A 12811-nucleotide genomic window follows, 5' to 3' on the forward strand; every position below is an offset into this window, starting at 1 on the left:
TTCAGGACTCCTCGACGACGGGCAGCCGCAGCGCAGCCCGCGATTTCTCGTCGTCGCGTTTGACACGCGGCGGGGCAGCGGCAACAGCGGCCTTGCCGCCTTGCCAGAAGTCGAAATAGTTGAACCAGTTGTAGGGCGCCGCGCGACAATGTTTTTCCAGCAGCGCGACGTAGCGCACGAGCGCGGCGTGGACCGCCTCGCTGCGTTCGCTGCGCGGCACAGCGGTGAAATCGGCGAGCGTGTCGAAGTGCACGTCGTAGCGATTGCCGCCGCGATAGAGGCCCGTCATGAAGATGACCGGGCGCCGCAGCATCGCAGCCATGCGCAGCGGCCCGAGCGGAAACGCGGCGGGCGCGCCGAGGAAGGGCAGGCGCTCGAGCGAGTCGCTGTCTTCGGAGAGCAGCGTCCGATCGGCGAGCATCCCGATCATGCAGCCGTCGTCGAGGCTCTCGCTCGCCTTGAGCATCGAATCGGCCCGTCCGAGACTGATGACGTTCGCTTTTGCAGCGGGGTTCACGGTCTCGAGAATCGCGTTGATGTTGCGCGCGTTCTCCTCATACATCATGACGGCGACGCGCAGCTCGGGCAGCGTGCGGCCGATCGTGCGCACGACTTCGAAGCTGCCCAGGTGCCCTCCGAGCAGAAACGCGCCATCGCCTTGCGCGAGCGCGGCCAGCACGTGCTCGCCGCCATGCACGCGGATGTCGAACAGATCGAAGCGCCCGGAGAGCAGGTAGATGCGATCGTGAATCGTCGTGCCGAACGTCAGCATGTGGCGATACACCTCGCGCCAGCCGGCGGGCCGGCCGAGCACGCGGCCGAGGTAGTCGCGCGAGGCTTCGCGCACCTGCGGCGAGCACAGCATGAAATAGGCGGCGATGCCCCGCAGGACGACGCGGCCGAGCGGCCGTCCGAGCCGCAGCGAAAGCCACGTCATGATGCGCAGCAGCGTCGGATTGCTGCGCTCCTCGCGCTCGGCCCAGGCGGCGCGGGCAGTGGTTCCGGGGAGCTTCATGCCGCGGCCTCCCGCTCGGATAGCACGCCTGTCGCGACCGTGCGGGCGCCGACCGTGACGGCGAACTGAATCGCACCGTTGTCGTCCGTGCGATACGTGAGTTCGAACGGCACGCCCGGCGTCGCGGAGTTCGGGAATTTCGCGGAACGGATCTTGAACGCATGCAGCGGGCGCTCGAGCGCGCGGCCGATACCGCTGATCGCATGATCGAGGAGCATCACGCCGGGCACGATCGGCTGCCCTGGGAAGTGGCCGGGCAGGGCGGGGTGGTCGAGCGGGATGTCGAAGGTGAGCGGCTGCGCTTCATGAGCGGCGTGAGGCGCGGCACTTTTCGCTGCGCGCCGCGCATGCTGAGCGGCAAGCGCAACCAGCGCTTCGCGCGGCAGCTTGCCGGCTTCGTTGCGCGGCAGCGCATCGACGAACAGCAACGGACGCGGCATGAACGCGGCATCGATGCGTTCTCGCAGCGCACGCTGCAGTTCGGCGGCTAAGAGCGCGGGGGCCACGACGAACGCAGCGAGCCGCGTGACCTTTTCATGCGCCTCGTGACCCTCGTCGTCGGCGTGAGCCGAGTTGTCCGGCATGAAAAACACGCCGTCCGTCACCCCGGGTATCGCATTCAGTTGATGGTTCAGATAGCCGAGCGACGTGCGCTTGCCCGCGATGTTGATCAGGTCGGCCTTGCGCCCGTGCAGCAGGAAGTGCGACTCGTCGAGCCGCTCCAGCACGTCGCCCATTGGCGCCGGCGCTTCGATGTGCCCTCCGGCGGCCCAGATTTCGGCATCGTCGTCCTGCGTCCCGCCGCGCGCTTGCAGTGCGACCTCCGGCACGAGTTGCCAGACGTCGCCAAGCGCCGTGCGCCGGGTCGCGATCTTGCCGGTTTCGGTGCTGCCGTAGATTTCCATCAGCGGCGCGGCGAGGCGCGCTTCGGCTTCGGCGGCCAGCGTCGTCTGAAGCGGTGCGGTGGCCGACAGGATCAGCGACGTGTGCGGTCGATGCGTGCTTTCGGACATCAACAGCGCGCGCAGATGAACGGGCGATGTGACGAGCACGCGCGGCTCGGGCACGGCTTCGAGCGCCAAGCGGATGTCGGCGGGATAGAACGGCTGACGGTTGCTGAACGCAAGCGCGCCGATCAACGCGAGCAGGATCGTGTGCTCGAAGCCGTACATGTGCTGCGGCGGCACCGTGCCGACGAGCGTCGCGCCGTGTGCGCCGGCGAGGCCGAGCGGCTCCAGTCCGGCGCGCACGCTCTTGACGAGCGCACCCCAGGTCTTGCGATGAGGGACGGGCGTGCCGGTCGAGCCCGATGTAAAGAGGTACGCGGCAACGCGCGAGGCTTCGATGCGCGGCACGGCTTCATGCACAGCGGCAGCGGCGCCGCTTGCGTCCGGGGCCGCGCGCTCCAGCTCGGGAAAGCGAAAACCCGGCAGCCCGATCGCACCCTCGTTCGAATCGTGCAGGCAGAACGTATCGGGCGCGAACGACGCAAGCTGGCGTAAGGATTCCTGCGTGTGCGTCGACGGCAGCAACGTCACTTTGCCGGCGACGAGCGCCGCGCAAAAGCCGACCGCGAACCGATAGCGGTCCTTGCACGCGTTGAAGACGTGCCCGCCCGGCGGCAAAGCCGCGGCGAGCCGGGCCACGTCGGCGAGAAACGCGCGGACCGACACCGGCGCGCCATCGCGCCAGGCAATCGGCTCATCGAGCGACGAATGGGATACGAGCGGAAAACTCGGCATAGCCTCAACAAAAGCAGTAGCAGTGCGCCCGCGCCGCGTCGAAAGCGTGCGCCGCGGACGGCGAATTCAACGTGCCCCCAATGGGCTTTCAGCGTGCCTCTACGGCGGCCCGATCGCGCATCGAGCGCCGGTAGGCGCGGACTCCGTCGAGAATGCTGGAGCGCTCGTCCGGCAACGCGAAGCGGCGGCATCCGTATTCGGCGGCAAACATCAGCGCGACGAGCGGCAACATCCAGTAATTGGCGAACGTCGACCAGACCACGATCGAACTCAGCGCGAACAACAGCGTCGACACGCCGGCCATCGTGATGAAGAACAGCGTCCACGCGAGCGTGATGCGCCGCGTGTACACGGCGACGGCCGGCGTGAGCGGCCCGTGCACCATCGCTGCGAACCGGCTGCATAGCGGCTCGTATCCCGGGCGCAGCGTGCTGCCGAACACGACGGCCATCATGAGATTGAACGACAGGTGCTCGAGATACAGCCCCCATTCGAAATGCCGTGCAAGCGGCGCGCGCAACATCCACAGCGCGGCGCACGCGCCGAGCCAAAGCGGCAGCATCCAGGCGCGACGGCTCGGCTGCAGCGCGGCGGCGAGCGTGAGCGCCAGCAGCGGTGTCAGGGCCAGCGCGAGACCGACGCCCTGCAGTCCGGGCGTGCTTACCGCGTAATGCGCGCCGAGCTCGTACCCGGCGACGAACGCGATGCCGAGCGCCGCGCGCGCGAAGCGAGCCAGCCCGTTCACGCCGCGCCCCCGGCGCGGCCACGCTGCGTTTGCAGCTGGGCGGAAAGCCGATGATTTAAGATACTGAGCATCCTAGTAGTGCGAAGCCGACAAAAAGCCGACGAAATCTGATCCGACGAAATCCGCCTGTGGCGGGGGAGCCATCCCCAACGCCTGGAGTCGACGGATGTTACGGTTTTCCTATGACGCAAAGGTTGCGTTTTGTAACCGTTTGTATGGCGCGCGAGCGGGCGTGCAAGGTGCCGATTTTAACGCATGCGTCGTTTTTTCAAGATATCTGGGCGCTTCCGCCGCCAAGCGGGGCGCCGCCGAGGCAGGCAGCCCAAGAGGTTCTGTAACCGTTTTTTCGGATACCAGGCGTCACCCGTAGTTAGAATCGCTCCGAACCTGAGCGGGCCCCGTTTCCGGGCGTCCCCGCCGCCGGGCTGGCTGCGCGCGAGCGCGGCGGTTGCCCGGCGCCGTCTCAGGCCATTTTTCGATGTCAATCCCCGTTGCACGCATGATGAACGAACTGGAAAAAGAGCTCGCTGGATTGATCATCCGCGAACTGAACCTTGAAGACATTCAGCTCGAGGACGTGTCCGCGGAGACTCCGTTGTACGGCGAAGGCTTCGGGCTCGATTCCATCGACATTTTGGAAATCGCGCTCTTGATCTCCAAGAAGTACGGCTTTGCGCTGCGTTCGGACAATCCCGACAACGCCAAGATTTTCGCCACGCTGGGCGGATTGGCCGCCTACGTCGCGGAGCACCGCGTCCGCTAGGCTCGCGCATTCAGTCTCATTCAGTCTCATTCAGGTTCACATGGGGATCATGACGAACGCACGGAAGAGAGCGCTGGTCACGGGCGGCAGCGGCGCGTTGGGGCAGGCGATCTGCGAAACCTTGGCGAAGGCCGGCCACGAAGTTTGGGTGCATGCGAACCGCAGCCTCGCGCGTGCCGAAGAAACGGTGCAGCGCATCGTCGAGACCGGGGGCGCCGCGCATGCCATCGCATTCGACGTGACCGATGCCGACGCGACACACGCTGCACTGGAAGCCGTGATCGAGGGCGGCGCGTTTCAGATCCTCGTCAACAACGCCGGCATTCACGACGACGCGCCGATGGCCGGCATGACGCAGCATCAGTGGAAGCGCGTGATCGACGTCTCGCTCAACGGTTTCTTCAATGTCACGCAGCCGCTCCTGATGCCGATGATTCGCACGCGCTGGGGGCGCATCGTCAACCTCGCGTCGCTGGCCGGTGTGATGGGCAACCGTGGACAGGCCAACTATGCGGCCGCGAAAGCCGGCTTGATCGGCGCGACGAAATCGCTTTCGCTGGAGCTGGCGTCGCGCGGCATCACCGTCAATGCGGTGGCGCCCGGCATCATCGCGTCGCCGATGATCGAGAGCGCGTTTCCGCCCGAGCGCATCAAGCAGATCGTGCCGGCGGGCAGAGCGGGCGAGCCGGCGGAAGTGGCGGCGATGGTCGCGTACCTGGTCTCGGACGCGGCCGCTTACGTCACGGGGCAAGTGCTGTCGATCAACGGCGGGCTTGCTTGATCCGCGAGCCTGTCCGTCACCGATCGATCGCCGCCCAGCCGCTCAACGAGTTCGTAGCCGAACGCAACGCAAAGCAAAGTAACGCCCGAAACGCCTCCCTTCCCCGATCACCCGATAACCATCGACCCGCTGTACCCATGCCCACTCCACGCGCGTCTTCCACCCATCTCGTCCTGATCCCGAGCTACAACTCGGGCGCGAAGCTCGACGAGACCGTGCGCAGTGCGCGAGCGCAGTGGGCGCCCGTCTGGGTCGTCGTGGACGGCAGCACCGACGGCAGCACGCCGCGTCTGCTGGCGATGGCCGAAAGCGATCCGGGGCTGCATGTGATCGTGTTGCCGGTCAATCGGGGCAAGGGCGCGGCCGTGCTCGCCGGGCTCGACGAAGCCGCGGCGAGCGGCTTCACGCATGTGCTCACGATGGACTCCGACGGACAGCATCCCGCGCATTTGATCGAAGCGTTCATGGAGGCGTCGAAGGCGGCGCCCGGAAGCATGGTGCTGGGCCTGCCGAAATTCGACGCGACGGCGCCGCGAGCCCGCGTCTACGGGCGGCGGCTATCGAATCTTTGCACCAACATCGAAACCCTCTGGGCCGGGATCGGCGATTCGCTGTTTGGTTTTCGCGTGTACCCGGTCGAGCCGCTGCGCGCGCTGATGCGCAAGCGCGCGTGGATGCGGCGCTTCGACTTCGACCCCGAAGCGGCCGTGCGGTTGTGCTGGGCCGGCGTGCGGCCGATCCGGCTCGATGCGCCGGTGCGTTACTTTCGCCGCGACGAGGGCGGCGTTTCGCATTTCCACTACGTGCGCGACAACGTTCTGCTGACGTCGATGCATCTGCGGCTGCTCTTCGGGTTTGTGCTGCGGCTGCCTTGGCTGCTGGCGCGGCGCTTGAGCGGGCATTAGCTGGGCAATGCCTCACCGTGCGTGTCATCATGCGCGGACTCGGCGCAATGGAACCAGACAATGACAAAAGAACGGCGCGGTATTCAATCGATTGAAGTCGGAGGCGCGCTGCTGCAAGCGCTCGTGGATCACGGCGGGCCGATGCTGCTCGGCGATCTCGCCAGAAAGGCGGGCATGTCCTCGGCCAAGGCGCATCCGTATCTGGTGAGCTACGGCGTGCTCGGCCTGATCCAGCAGGACGCGGCCACGGGCCGCTACGAACTGGGCCCGTTCGCGCTGCAGATGGGGCTCATCAGCCTGCAACGCTCGGACGCCGTCCGCACCGCGGTCTCGGTCATCGACGAGATGGCGCCCGGCATCGGCCATACCGTCGCGCTCGCGACGCCCGGCAGCAGCGGCCCCACCATCGTCTATATCCGGCACGCGAGCGATCCGATCTATGTGGCGATGCGTACCGGCACGGTGATGTCGCTCCTGCAGACGGCCACCGGCCTTGCGTTCGCCGCCTATCTGCCGCCCATGACCGTCGCGGCGCTCGTCGCGCTGGAGGAGTCGAACGCGGCCCGGCTCGGCGTCGCGCACCGCAAGTTCAGCCAGAAGGAGATCGACGCGAAGCTCGCCGAAGTGCGGGAGCACACGCTGGCGCGCAGCGTCGACACGCCGGTCGCCGGCATCAGCGCGATGAGCGCGCCGGTATTCGACCACACGCGCAACGTCGTGCTCGCGATCACGGCGATTGGCCCGAGCGGCTCGCTCGACACGGCCTGGCAAGGCGAACTCGCGAATGCGCTGCGCGCGAGCGCGGCGGCTGTCTCCTCCCGGCTCGGGTTTACCGCCGTTTAGGGCCCGTTTTTAGGGCTCTTTATTAGCGTGAACAGGCCCTTCTAACTCTCTTTCGCTTCCCCCTGAACTTCGTTGTCTCGTTCGCGATGCATGCCTGCGCGTGCGTCGCGGGATTTGGCTCGCCTGTTGTCTGAAGTTTCGGGGTAAACCGTGATTCAACATTGAGAAATGATTTATACAATGCTGAACCATGCGCAAGGGATTAACCCATTCGCATATGAATCGAGACATTTGGAGCGAGACAGCATGAGCTATTCCCTTTCCGCGGAGGCAGCGCCGCGCGCCGCTTCCGCCGCCGGCGATCAAGCGATGTTCCGCAAGGTGGCCTGGCGCATCATTCCGTTTCTGTTTCTTTGCTACGTCGTATCGTTTCTGGACCGCATCAACATCGGCTTCGCGCAGCTGCAGATGAAGCACGATCTCGGCTTCAGCGACGCGATGTACGGGCTCGGCGCGGCCGTGTTCTATATCGGCTACGTAGTGTGCGAAGTGCCGAGCAACCTGCTGCTCGCGCGCTTCGGCGCGCGCCGCACCTTCACGCGGATCATGCTGCTCTGGGGGCTCGCTTCGATCGGCATGATGTTCGTGTCGAAGCCCGCGCATTTCTACGTGCTGCGCTTCATGCTCGGCGTGTTCGAGGCCGGGTTCTTTCCCGGCATCGTGCTGTATCTGTCGTACTGGTTTCCCGCGAACCGGCGCGCGGCGGTGATGGCGGTCTTCTTTGCGGGCGTGGCGGTGGCGGGCGTGCTCGGCGGGCTCATGTCCGGCTGGATCATGCGCGACATGGGCGGCGTGCTGGGGCTCTACGGATGGCAGTGGATGTTCGTGATCGAAGGCTTGCCGGCCGTGGTGCTCGCGTTCTTCGCGCTGTTTCGCCTGGTCGACCGGCCGCGCGACGCGCGCTGGCTCGAGCCGGCGGAACAGGATCGGATCGAGGCGCTCTGCGCGGCCGATCAGCCCAACGGCGCAGGCGGGGCGCACAAGGAGCGCAGCTTCGGCGCGGCGCTCGTCAACCCGCGCGTGTACCTGTTCGCGTTCATCTACTTCTCGCTGACTTGCGCGTCGCTGACGCTGAACTTCTGGATGCCGCTCATGATCCGCGACTTCGGCATCAAGGACGTGCTCTCGGTGAGCCTCTACACCGTCGTGCCGAATGCGATCGGCGCCATCGGGCTGCTGCTGATCGCGCGCCGCTCCGACCGGACCGGGGAGCGGCGCAAGCATTTCGCGACCTGCACGATCGGCGGCGGACTCGCGCTTGCGGCGCTGACGCTGCACCTCTCGAGCTTTGCCGCGATGCTCGCGATCCTGTCGGTCGCGTCGATCCTGATCTTCGCCGCGCTGCCGATTTTCTGGGCGATTCCGTCGAGCTACCTGTCGGGCGAGGCGGCCGCTTCCGGCATCGCGCTGATCAGCAGCCTCGGCATCACGAGCGGCATCGTGAGCCCCTGGGTGATCGGCCAGATCCGCACGAGCACGGGGAGCATGGACCTCGCGATCTATCTGCTCGCCGGGCTTCTGCTCGCGAGCGGGATTGCGCTGATGGCGGGTATCCGGCCGGGGGCACACAAACCAGGTTGACGGGGGCGGACATCGTGCGGTGCGGCACGAAGAAAGTCGGCGGAATCTGCGTCGCGGCGGTTGCTTGCTCTATAAATAATAGTGTCGACGCGTGCTTGCGACGATCGCGCTCGTGGTCATGATCACGTTCGGCGTCCAAGGCATCGACACCCTGCTATAGGGACCAAAGCGACCGTTTTGGAGGTGCGCCGTGTTCCGCCGGTCTATTGCCCGCACCTTGCTCCATGCTGCTGTCGCAGCCGGACTTCTCGGGAGCTATTCGCAAGCGCAGCCCGCGGCGCTCGCCACAGGCACCGCGCCGCCGCCCGTCAAGGAGAAACGCGTCGCACCGCTCAACGCCGCGCTGCCGATCGACTATCCCGGCATCGTCGAACGTTACGGGCGGGCGGTCGTCAACATCAGCGCGGCGGCTCCGGACAAGCTGACGTCGCCGCCCGCTCCCGAAGCCGTCGATCCCGGCGATCCCTTCGCCGCGTTTTTCAAACGCGTCGTGCCGCAGCAGGCGGAGTCTCAAAGCAACGCGCCGCGCGCGATAGCGGGCAGCGGCTCGGGTTTCATCGTCACGCCGGACGGCCTCGTCGTGACCGCCGCGCATGTCGTGGATCAGGCGGCCGAGGTGACCGTCACGCTGACCGATCGACGCAAGTTCAAGGCAACGGTGCTCATCGTCGACACCGAAAGCGGCGTTGCGTTGCTGCAGATCGACGCCACGAAACTGCCGACCGTCAAACTGGGCGACTCGTCGCGCGTGCGCGTCGGCGAACCGGTTCTGACGATCGGCTCGCCCGACAGCTTCGCGAATACCGTGACCGACGGCATCATCAGCGCGACGCCTCGCGTGTTGCCGGACGGCAGTCCTTTCCCGTTCTTTCAGACCGACGTCGCCGCCAATCCCGACAACTCGGGCGGCCCGCTGTTCAACCGCGCCGGAGACGTGATCGGCATCGACGTGCAGATCTATACGAATGCGGAGCCTTACCAGAGCCTCACCTTCGCCATCCCGATCAATCTGGTCAACACGGTGCGGATGCAGTGGCAGGCACAGCGCGGCGGGACGAGCGGCGGTCTTGGCGCGGACGTGCAGGACATCGGCCCCGGCTTGGCGGCGGCCCTCGGACTGCCGCGACCGGCCGGCGCGCTGGTCAACGCCGTTGCGCCCGGCACGCCGGCCGCCGCGAGCGGCCTCAAGGCGGGGGACGTCGTCACGCAGATCGGCGAGAAGACCATCGATCACTCGGCCGACCTCGTCGACTATGCCAACGGCTTGCCGCCGGGCACGAAAACGGTTGTTCGGGTGATTCGCGATCGCAGGCCGATGACGCTAAGACTCATGGCCGGTACGGCCGGGGAAAGCCCCGCGGTTGGGCGTACTCCGCAGGCGAAGCCGGGTTTGGAGGCGAAGCAAGTTCCTGCCGCTGAGCCGGTTTCGGAGGCGAAGCAAGTTCCTGCCGTCGAGCCAGTCACTGGGGCGAAGCCAGTCCCTGCCGCTGAGCCGGTCTCGAAAGCGAAGCAAGCTCCTGCCGTCGAGCCAGTCACTGAGGCGAAGCAGGTTCCAGCCGCTGAGCCGGTCACTGAAGCGAAGCAGGTTCCAGCCGTCGAGCCGGTCACTGGGGCGAAGCCAGTCCCTGCCGCTGAGCCGGTCTCGGAAGCGAATCAAGTTCCTGCCGTCGAGCCAGTCACTGAGGCGAAGCAGGTTCCGGCCGCTGAGCCCGTCCCCGAGGCGACGCAAGTCCCTGCCGCTGAGCCCCTCGCGGAGGCGAAGCCGATTCCCGCTGCCGCGCGCGTCCCCTCGGCTGGGCCAATCCCATCCGCCGGACAGAATGCACCGCGCGCGGCGGATCGCCTTGGCTTGAGCATGCATGAGCTCAGCGAAGACGAGAAGCGCGCGAGCGATCTTCCCCTGGGCTTGATGGTCGACGCGGTGACAGGTCCTGCTGCACGCGCCGGCATTCAACCCGGCGATATCGTGCTGTCGTTCAACGGCGAACTGGTCGAGTCGCCGGATGAGGCGAGCTCCCTGGAAGCCAGGGCGAAGAGGCAGATTGCGGTGCTGATCCAGCGCCATAACGTGCGCCGCTTCGTGTCGATCGAGCTGAGATGAACGGCTCATAGAACGCGATAGCGACTACCCCCGCGCCTCGACGATCGCCCGGATCGTGCGCCGAACGAGATCGAGTTCGGTCGACTTGTCGAAGAAATGCTGCGCCCCTGCAGCCAGGCATTCGTGCTTGTATTCGGGTCTGGGGTTGTTGGTCACCACGATCGACACCACCGGCGATGCGCGCTCGGCGAGCTTCTTCAAAAGCGCGAGCCCGCTGCCCCTGGCGAGATGCAAGTCGACGATCGCGATATCCGCGGCGGCCTCGGCAATGCCGTCGAGCGCTGTGTCCGAATCCTCGGCTTCGCCGACGATCAGCACGCCGTCGATCGCGCCCACGAGCTTTCGCAGGCGCCGCCGAATCATCTCGGAGTCCTCGACCAAAAACACTTTCACGGGGGGGCTCGCGCTCGTCGATTTCATGCAACCAGTATGGCGCGCGGACCAGGCTTGCGAAATCAGCGATGGATAAGAGTCCTGTAGGACGGAGGGAAGGCTTGTACGCCGATTCCTACAAGCGCGCTTGAAAGCGCCCCTCAAGTGCTCGTCCCGGCGTTTGGCTCGTTCGATTCGTTCGATGCATTCGGCCCGAATCACAACTCGCCGCTTTCCTCGTCTTCGAACAGCTTGTTCTTGATCGCGTAGCGCACGAGCCCTGCATCGTGCGGAATCTGCATTTTCTCGAGGATGCGGGTCTTGTACGTGCTGACGGTTTTCGCGCTCACGCAGAGCTTGTCGGCGATTTCCGAAATCGTTTCCCCGGCGACGAGCCGCCGGAACACGTCGTATTCGCGGTCGGACAACTTGTGATGCGGCGCTTCGTCGGGCGGCGTGGAGAGGTTCAGCGCGAAGCGCTCGGCCATCGCGACGCTCACGTAGGCGTTGCCCGAGGCGATTCGCGTCACGGCCTTGACGAGCTCGGTGGGCGCGCTTTCCTTGGTCAGATAGCCCGCGGCGCCGGCCTTGAACGCACGCACCGCGTACTGCTCCTCGGCGTGCATGGTGAGCACGAGGATGCGCAGCGCGGGCATTTCTTCGTGAATTTGCTTGAGGAGCTCGAGCCCGTTACGGCCAGGCATCGACAGATCGAGCACGAGGATCTGGGCGTCGCCCTTGCGCGCGAGCTGCAGGGTCGTGGCGGCATCGGCGGCCTCGCCGACCACGGCCACGTCGGACGTGCTTTGCAGGATGCGGCGCAAACCATCGCGAACGAGGGCGTGGTCGTCGGCGAGCAAGACGCGGATCATTGCAAGGCTCCTTTGTCGCGATCGCATCCGGTGTGGCGGTCGCGTCGGTAGCGTAGGAGCAACAATTTTCCATCATACGAATGCGCTTGGCGAGCAGGAATTGCACGCAGATCCGGCGAGGCGCGTCAGCGGGCGCAAATGGGCTGAAGCGGGCTCAATGGAGCTGAATAGGGCTATAGGGCGAATGCGCCGCCGCGCTCAGGCGATTTCCGGCGTCTCGGCGGCGCGCGCTGCGGCCGCCTTCGAGGTCTTGCCGGCGCGCGGCGGCGGGCAGCAGGCGCCGCACACCATGCCGTCGCAGAGGTCGTATTTGTAGGCGACGAATTTGCCGCGGCAACGGCTGCACGGGGCCATCTGCACGATGTCGGCGCCGAAGAAGCGCACGAGCGTCCAGGCGCGCGTCAGATCGAGCAGCCGCTCGGCACCCGCCGTCCGGCAGTGCTCGACGTAGACGCGGTACGCCTTGGTCAAGGCGTCGAGGTGGGTCTCGCCCGCGTCGTGGCGCATGAACAGGTACGCGTTATAGAAGAGCGACGAGTGGATGTTCGCGAGCCACGTCATGTACCAGTCCGCCGACGAGGGCAGCAGGCCGCGCGGCGGCGCCTTGCCCTTGAGCTCGTGATAGAGGCGGATCATGCGCTCGCGCGGCAGCGTCAGCTCGGTTTCCAGCACCTGCATGCGTGCGCCCAGCTCGATCAGCTCGATGGCGCGCAGGACCTGCTGGGCGTCCTCGGCGACGCTTTTCTTCGCGGCATTGGCGGCGGACGGTTTCATGCGAAGACCTCGGCGGGCTGCGCGGCGAGCACGATGGCGGCGTGCGCCGGAATCACGTCCGCGTTCTTGGCCGCGTGCGTGAGCGACGAGAGGATCGTGTAGTCCTTGAAGCGGAAAAAGCACAGTAAATGTTGCGTCGCGGCGATCTTGACGATCTGCGCCGGCGACAGGTTCTTCAGGATGTCCGCCACTTCTGCCGAGATGCCGAGGCGATACATGCCGATCGCCTTGTCGTCGCGCAACAGCCGCTGCGCGAGGAGCATGTACGACAAGTTCAGTTCTCGAATCGAATCCAGCGGGTGCTCGCTTTGGTTCAT

13 protein-coding genes and 1 pseudogene are annotated in these 12811 nt (G+C 65.9%); 7 read left to right on the plus strand and 7 right to left on the minus strand.

From position 1 onward, the window contains the following. Position 1: 1 nt before the first annotated feature. From FAZ95_RS06670 to FAZ95_RS06680, 3 genes are all read right to left on the minus strand, one after another. The gene (locus FAZ95_RS06670; protein ID WP_137331727.1) at positions 2–1015 is read right to left on the minus strand and encodes a lysophospholipid acyltransferase family protein; all 1014 of its coding nucleotides are present in this window, start codon (positions 1013–1015) and stop codon (positions 2–4) included. Then, positions 1012–2757 carry an AMP-binding protein gene (locus FAZ95_RS06675; RefSeq protein ID WP_137331728.1) on the minus strand — a complete coding sequence of 582 codons (1746 nt, stop codon included), beginning with the start codon at positions 2755–2757 and terminating at the stop codon, positions 1012–1014. Before FAZ95_RS06675 ends, FAZ95_RS06670 begins: the two co-directional genes overlap by 4 nt. Before the next feature lie 88 nt (positions 2758–2845). Beyond that, positions 2846–3502: a COG4648 family protein gene (locus FAZ95_RS06680; protein ID WP_137331729.1), complete on the minus strand. Its 657-nt coding sequence runs from the start codon at positions 3500–3502 to the stop codon at positions 2846–2848. Positions 3503–4004: 502 nt separating this feature from the next. Between FAZ95_RS06680 and FAZ95_RS06685 the strand changes: the two genes are divergently transcribed. The 7 genes and pseudogenes from FAZ95_RS06685 (at position 4005) to FAZ95_RS40660 (ending at position 10476) form a co-directional block, all read left to right on the plus strand. Next, positions 4005–4265 carry a phosphopantetheine-binding protein gene (locus FAZ95_RS06685; RefSeq protein WP_254699887.1) on the plus strand — a complete coding sequence of 87 codons (261 nt, stop codon included), beginning with the start codon at positions 4005–4007 and terminating at the stop codon, positions 4263–4265. A 49-nt stretch (positions 4266–4314) separates the two neighbouring features. Further along, positions 4315–5046 (plus strand): 3-oxoacyl-ACP reductase FabG, encoded by a 732-nt coding sequence (fabG, locus tag FAZ95_RS06690; protein ID WP_137331730.1) that lies wholly within the window; start codon positions 4315–4317, stop codon positions 5044–5046. A 137-nt stretch (positions 5047–5183) separates the two neighbouring features. Then, the gene (locus tag FAZ95_RS06695; protein ID WP_137331731.1) at positions 5184–5951 is read left to right on the plus strand and encodes a glycosyltransferase family 2 protein; all 768 of its coding nucleotides are present in this window, start codon (positions 5184–5186) and stop codon (positions 5949–5951) included. A 60-nt stretch (positions 5952–6011) separates the two neighbouring features. Further along, positions 6012–6794: an IclR family transcriptional regulator gene (locus FAZ95_RS06700; RefSeq protein ID WP_137331732.1), complete on the plus strand. Its 783-nt coding sequence runs from the start codon at positions 6012–6014 to the stop codon at positions 6792–6794. A gap of 246 nt (positions 6795–7040) precedes the next feature. Continuing rightward, the gene (locus FAZ95_RS06705; protein WP_137331733.1) at positions 7041–8375 is read left to right on the plus strand and encodes an MFS transporter; all 1335 of its coding nucleotides are present in this window, start codon (positions 7041–7043) and stop codon (positions 8373–8375) included. Between the two features lie 190 nt (positions 8376–8565). After that, a pseudogene (locus FAZ95_RS40655) lies at positions 8566–9732 on the plus strand (trypsin-like peptidase domain-containing protein); the annotation flags it as partial. Between the two features lie 552 nt (positions 9733–10284). After that, complete coding sequence (locus FAZ95_RS40660; protein ID WP_367872609.1) at positions 10285–10476, plus strand: PDZ domain-containing protein; 192 nt, start codon at positions 10285–10287, stop codon at positions 10474–10476. Positions 10477–10500: 24 nt separating this feature from the next. Here the strand turns inward: FAZ95_RS40660 and FAZ95_RS06720 are convergent, their stop codons facing one another. The 4 genes from FAZ95_RS06720 to flhD all read right to left on the minus strand — a co-directional run bounded on the left by FAZ95_RS06720 (position 10501) and on the right by flhD (position 12811). Further along, positions 10501–10869: a response regulator gene (locus FAZ95_RS06720; RefSeq protein ID WP_175425529.1), complete on the minus strand. Its 369-nt coding sequence runs from the start codon at positions 10867–10869 to the stop codon at positions 10501–10503. 197 nt (positions 10870–11066) lie between these two features. Continuing rightward, on the minus strand, positions 11067–11720 hold the full coding sequence (locus tag FAZ95_RS06725; protein WP_137331735.1) for a response regulator: 654 nt from the start codon (positions 11718–11720) through the stop codon (positions 11067–11069). Between the two features lie 198 nt (positions 11721–11918). Beyond that, a complete protein-coding gene (gene flhC, locus FAZ95_RS06730) occupies positions 11919–12494 on the minus strand; it encodes a flagellar transcriptional regulator FlhC (protein WP_137331736.1) in 576 nt (191 codons plus the stop codon). Further along, positions 12491–12811, minus strand: coding sequence for a flagellar transcriptional regulator FlhD (flhD, locus tag FAZ95_RS06735; protein WP_137331737.1), 321 nt, complete (start codon positions 12809–12811; stop codon positions 12491–12493). Before flhD ends, flhC begins: the two co-directional genes overlap by 4 nt.

Source organism: Trinickia violacea, assembly GCF_005280735.1.
GTDB classification, from domain to species: domain Bacteria; phylum Pseudomonadota; class Gammaproteobacteria; order Burkholderiales; family Burkholderiaceae; genus Trinickia_A; species Trinickia_A violacea.

Bases quoted from the DNA above. Each gene is read 5' to 3' on its own strand.
- FAZ95_RS06700 (WP_137331732.1), top strand. From the start codon at position 6,012: ATGACAAAAGAACGGCGCGGTATTCAATCGATTGAAGTCGGAGGCGCG.
- FAZ95_RS06705 (WP_137331733.1), top strand. From the start codon at position 7,041: ATGAGCTATTCCCTTTCCGCGGAGGCAGCGCCGCGCGCCGCTTCCGCC.
- FAZ95_RS06725 (WP_137331735.1), bottom strand. From the start codon at position 11,720: ATGATCCGCGTCTTGCTCGCCGACGACCACGCCCTCGTTCGCGATGGT.
- FAZ95_RS06695 (WP_137331731.1), top strand. From the start codon at position 5,184: ATGCCCACTCCACGCGCGTCTTCCACCCATCTCGTCCTGATCCCGAGC.
- FAZ95_RS40660 (WP_367872609.1), top strand. From the start codon at position 10,285: ATGGTCGACGCGGTGACAGGTCCTGCTGCACGCGCCGGCATTCAACCC.
- FAZ95_RS06685 (WP_254699887.1), top strand. From the start codon at position 4,005: ATGAACGAACTGGAAAAAGAGCTCGCTGGATTGATCATCCGCGAACTG.
- flhC (WP_137331736.1), bottom strand. From the start codon at position 12,494: ATGAAACCGTCCGCCGCCAATGCCGCGAAGAAAAGCGTCGCCGAGGAC.
- fabG (WP_137331730.1), top strand. From the start codon at position 4,315: ATGACGAACGCACGGAAGAGAGCGCTGGTCACGGGCGGCAGCGGCGCG.
- FAZ95_RS06675 (WP_137331728.1), bottom strand. From the start codon at position 2,757: ATGCCGAGTTTTCCGCTCGTATCCCATTCGTCGCTCGATGAGCCGATT.
- FAZ95_RS06670 (WP_137331727.1), bottom strand. From the start codon at position 1,015: ATGAAGCTCCCCGGAACCACTGCCCGCGCCGCCTGGGCCGAGCGCGAG.
- flhD (WP_137331737.1), bottom strand. From the start codon at position 12,811: ATGAACCAAAGCGAGCACCCGCTGGATTCGATTCGAGAACTGAACTTG.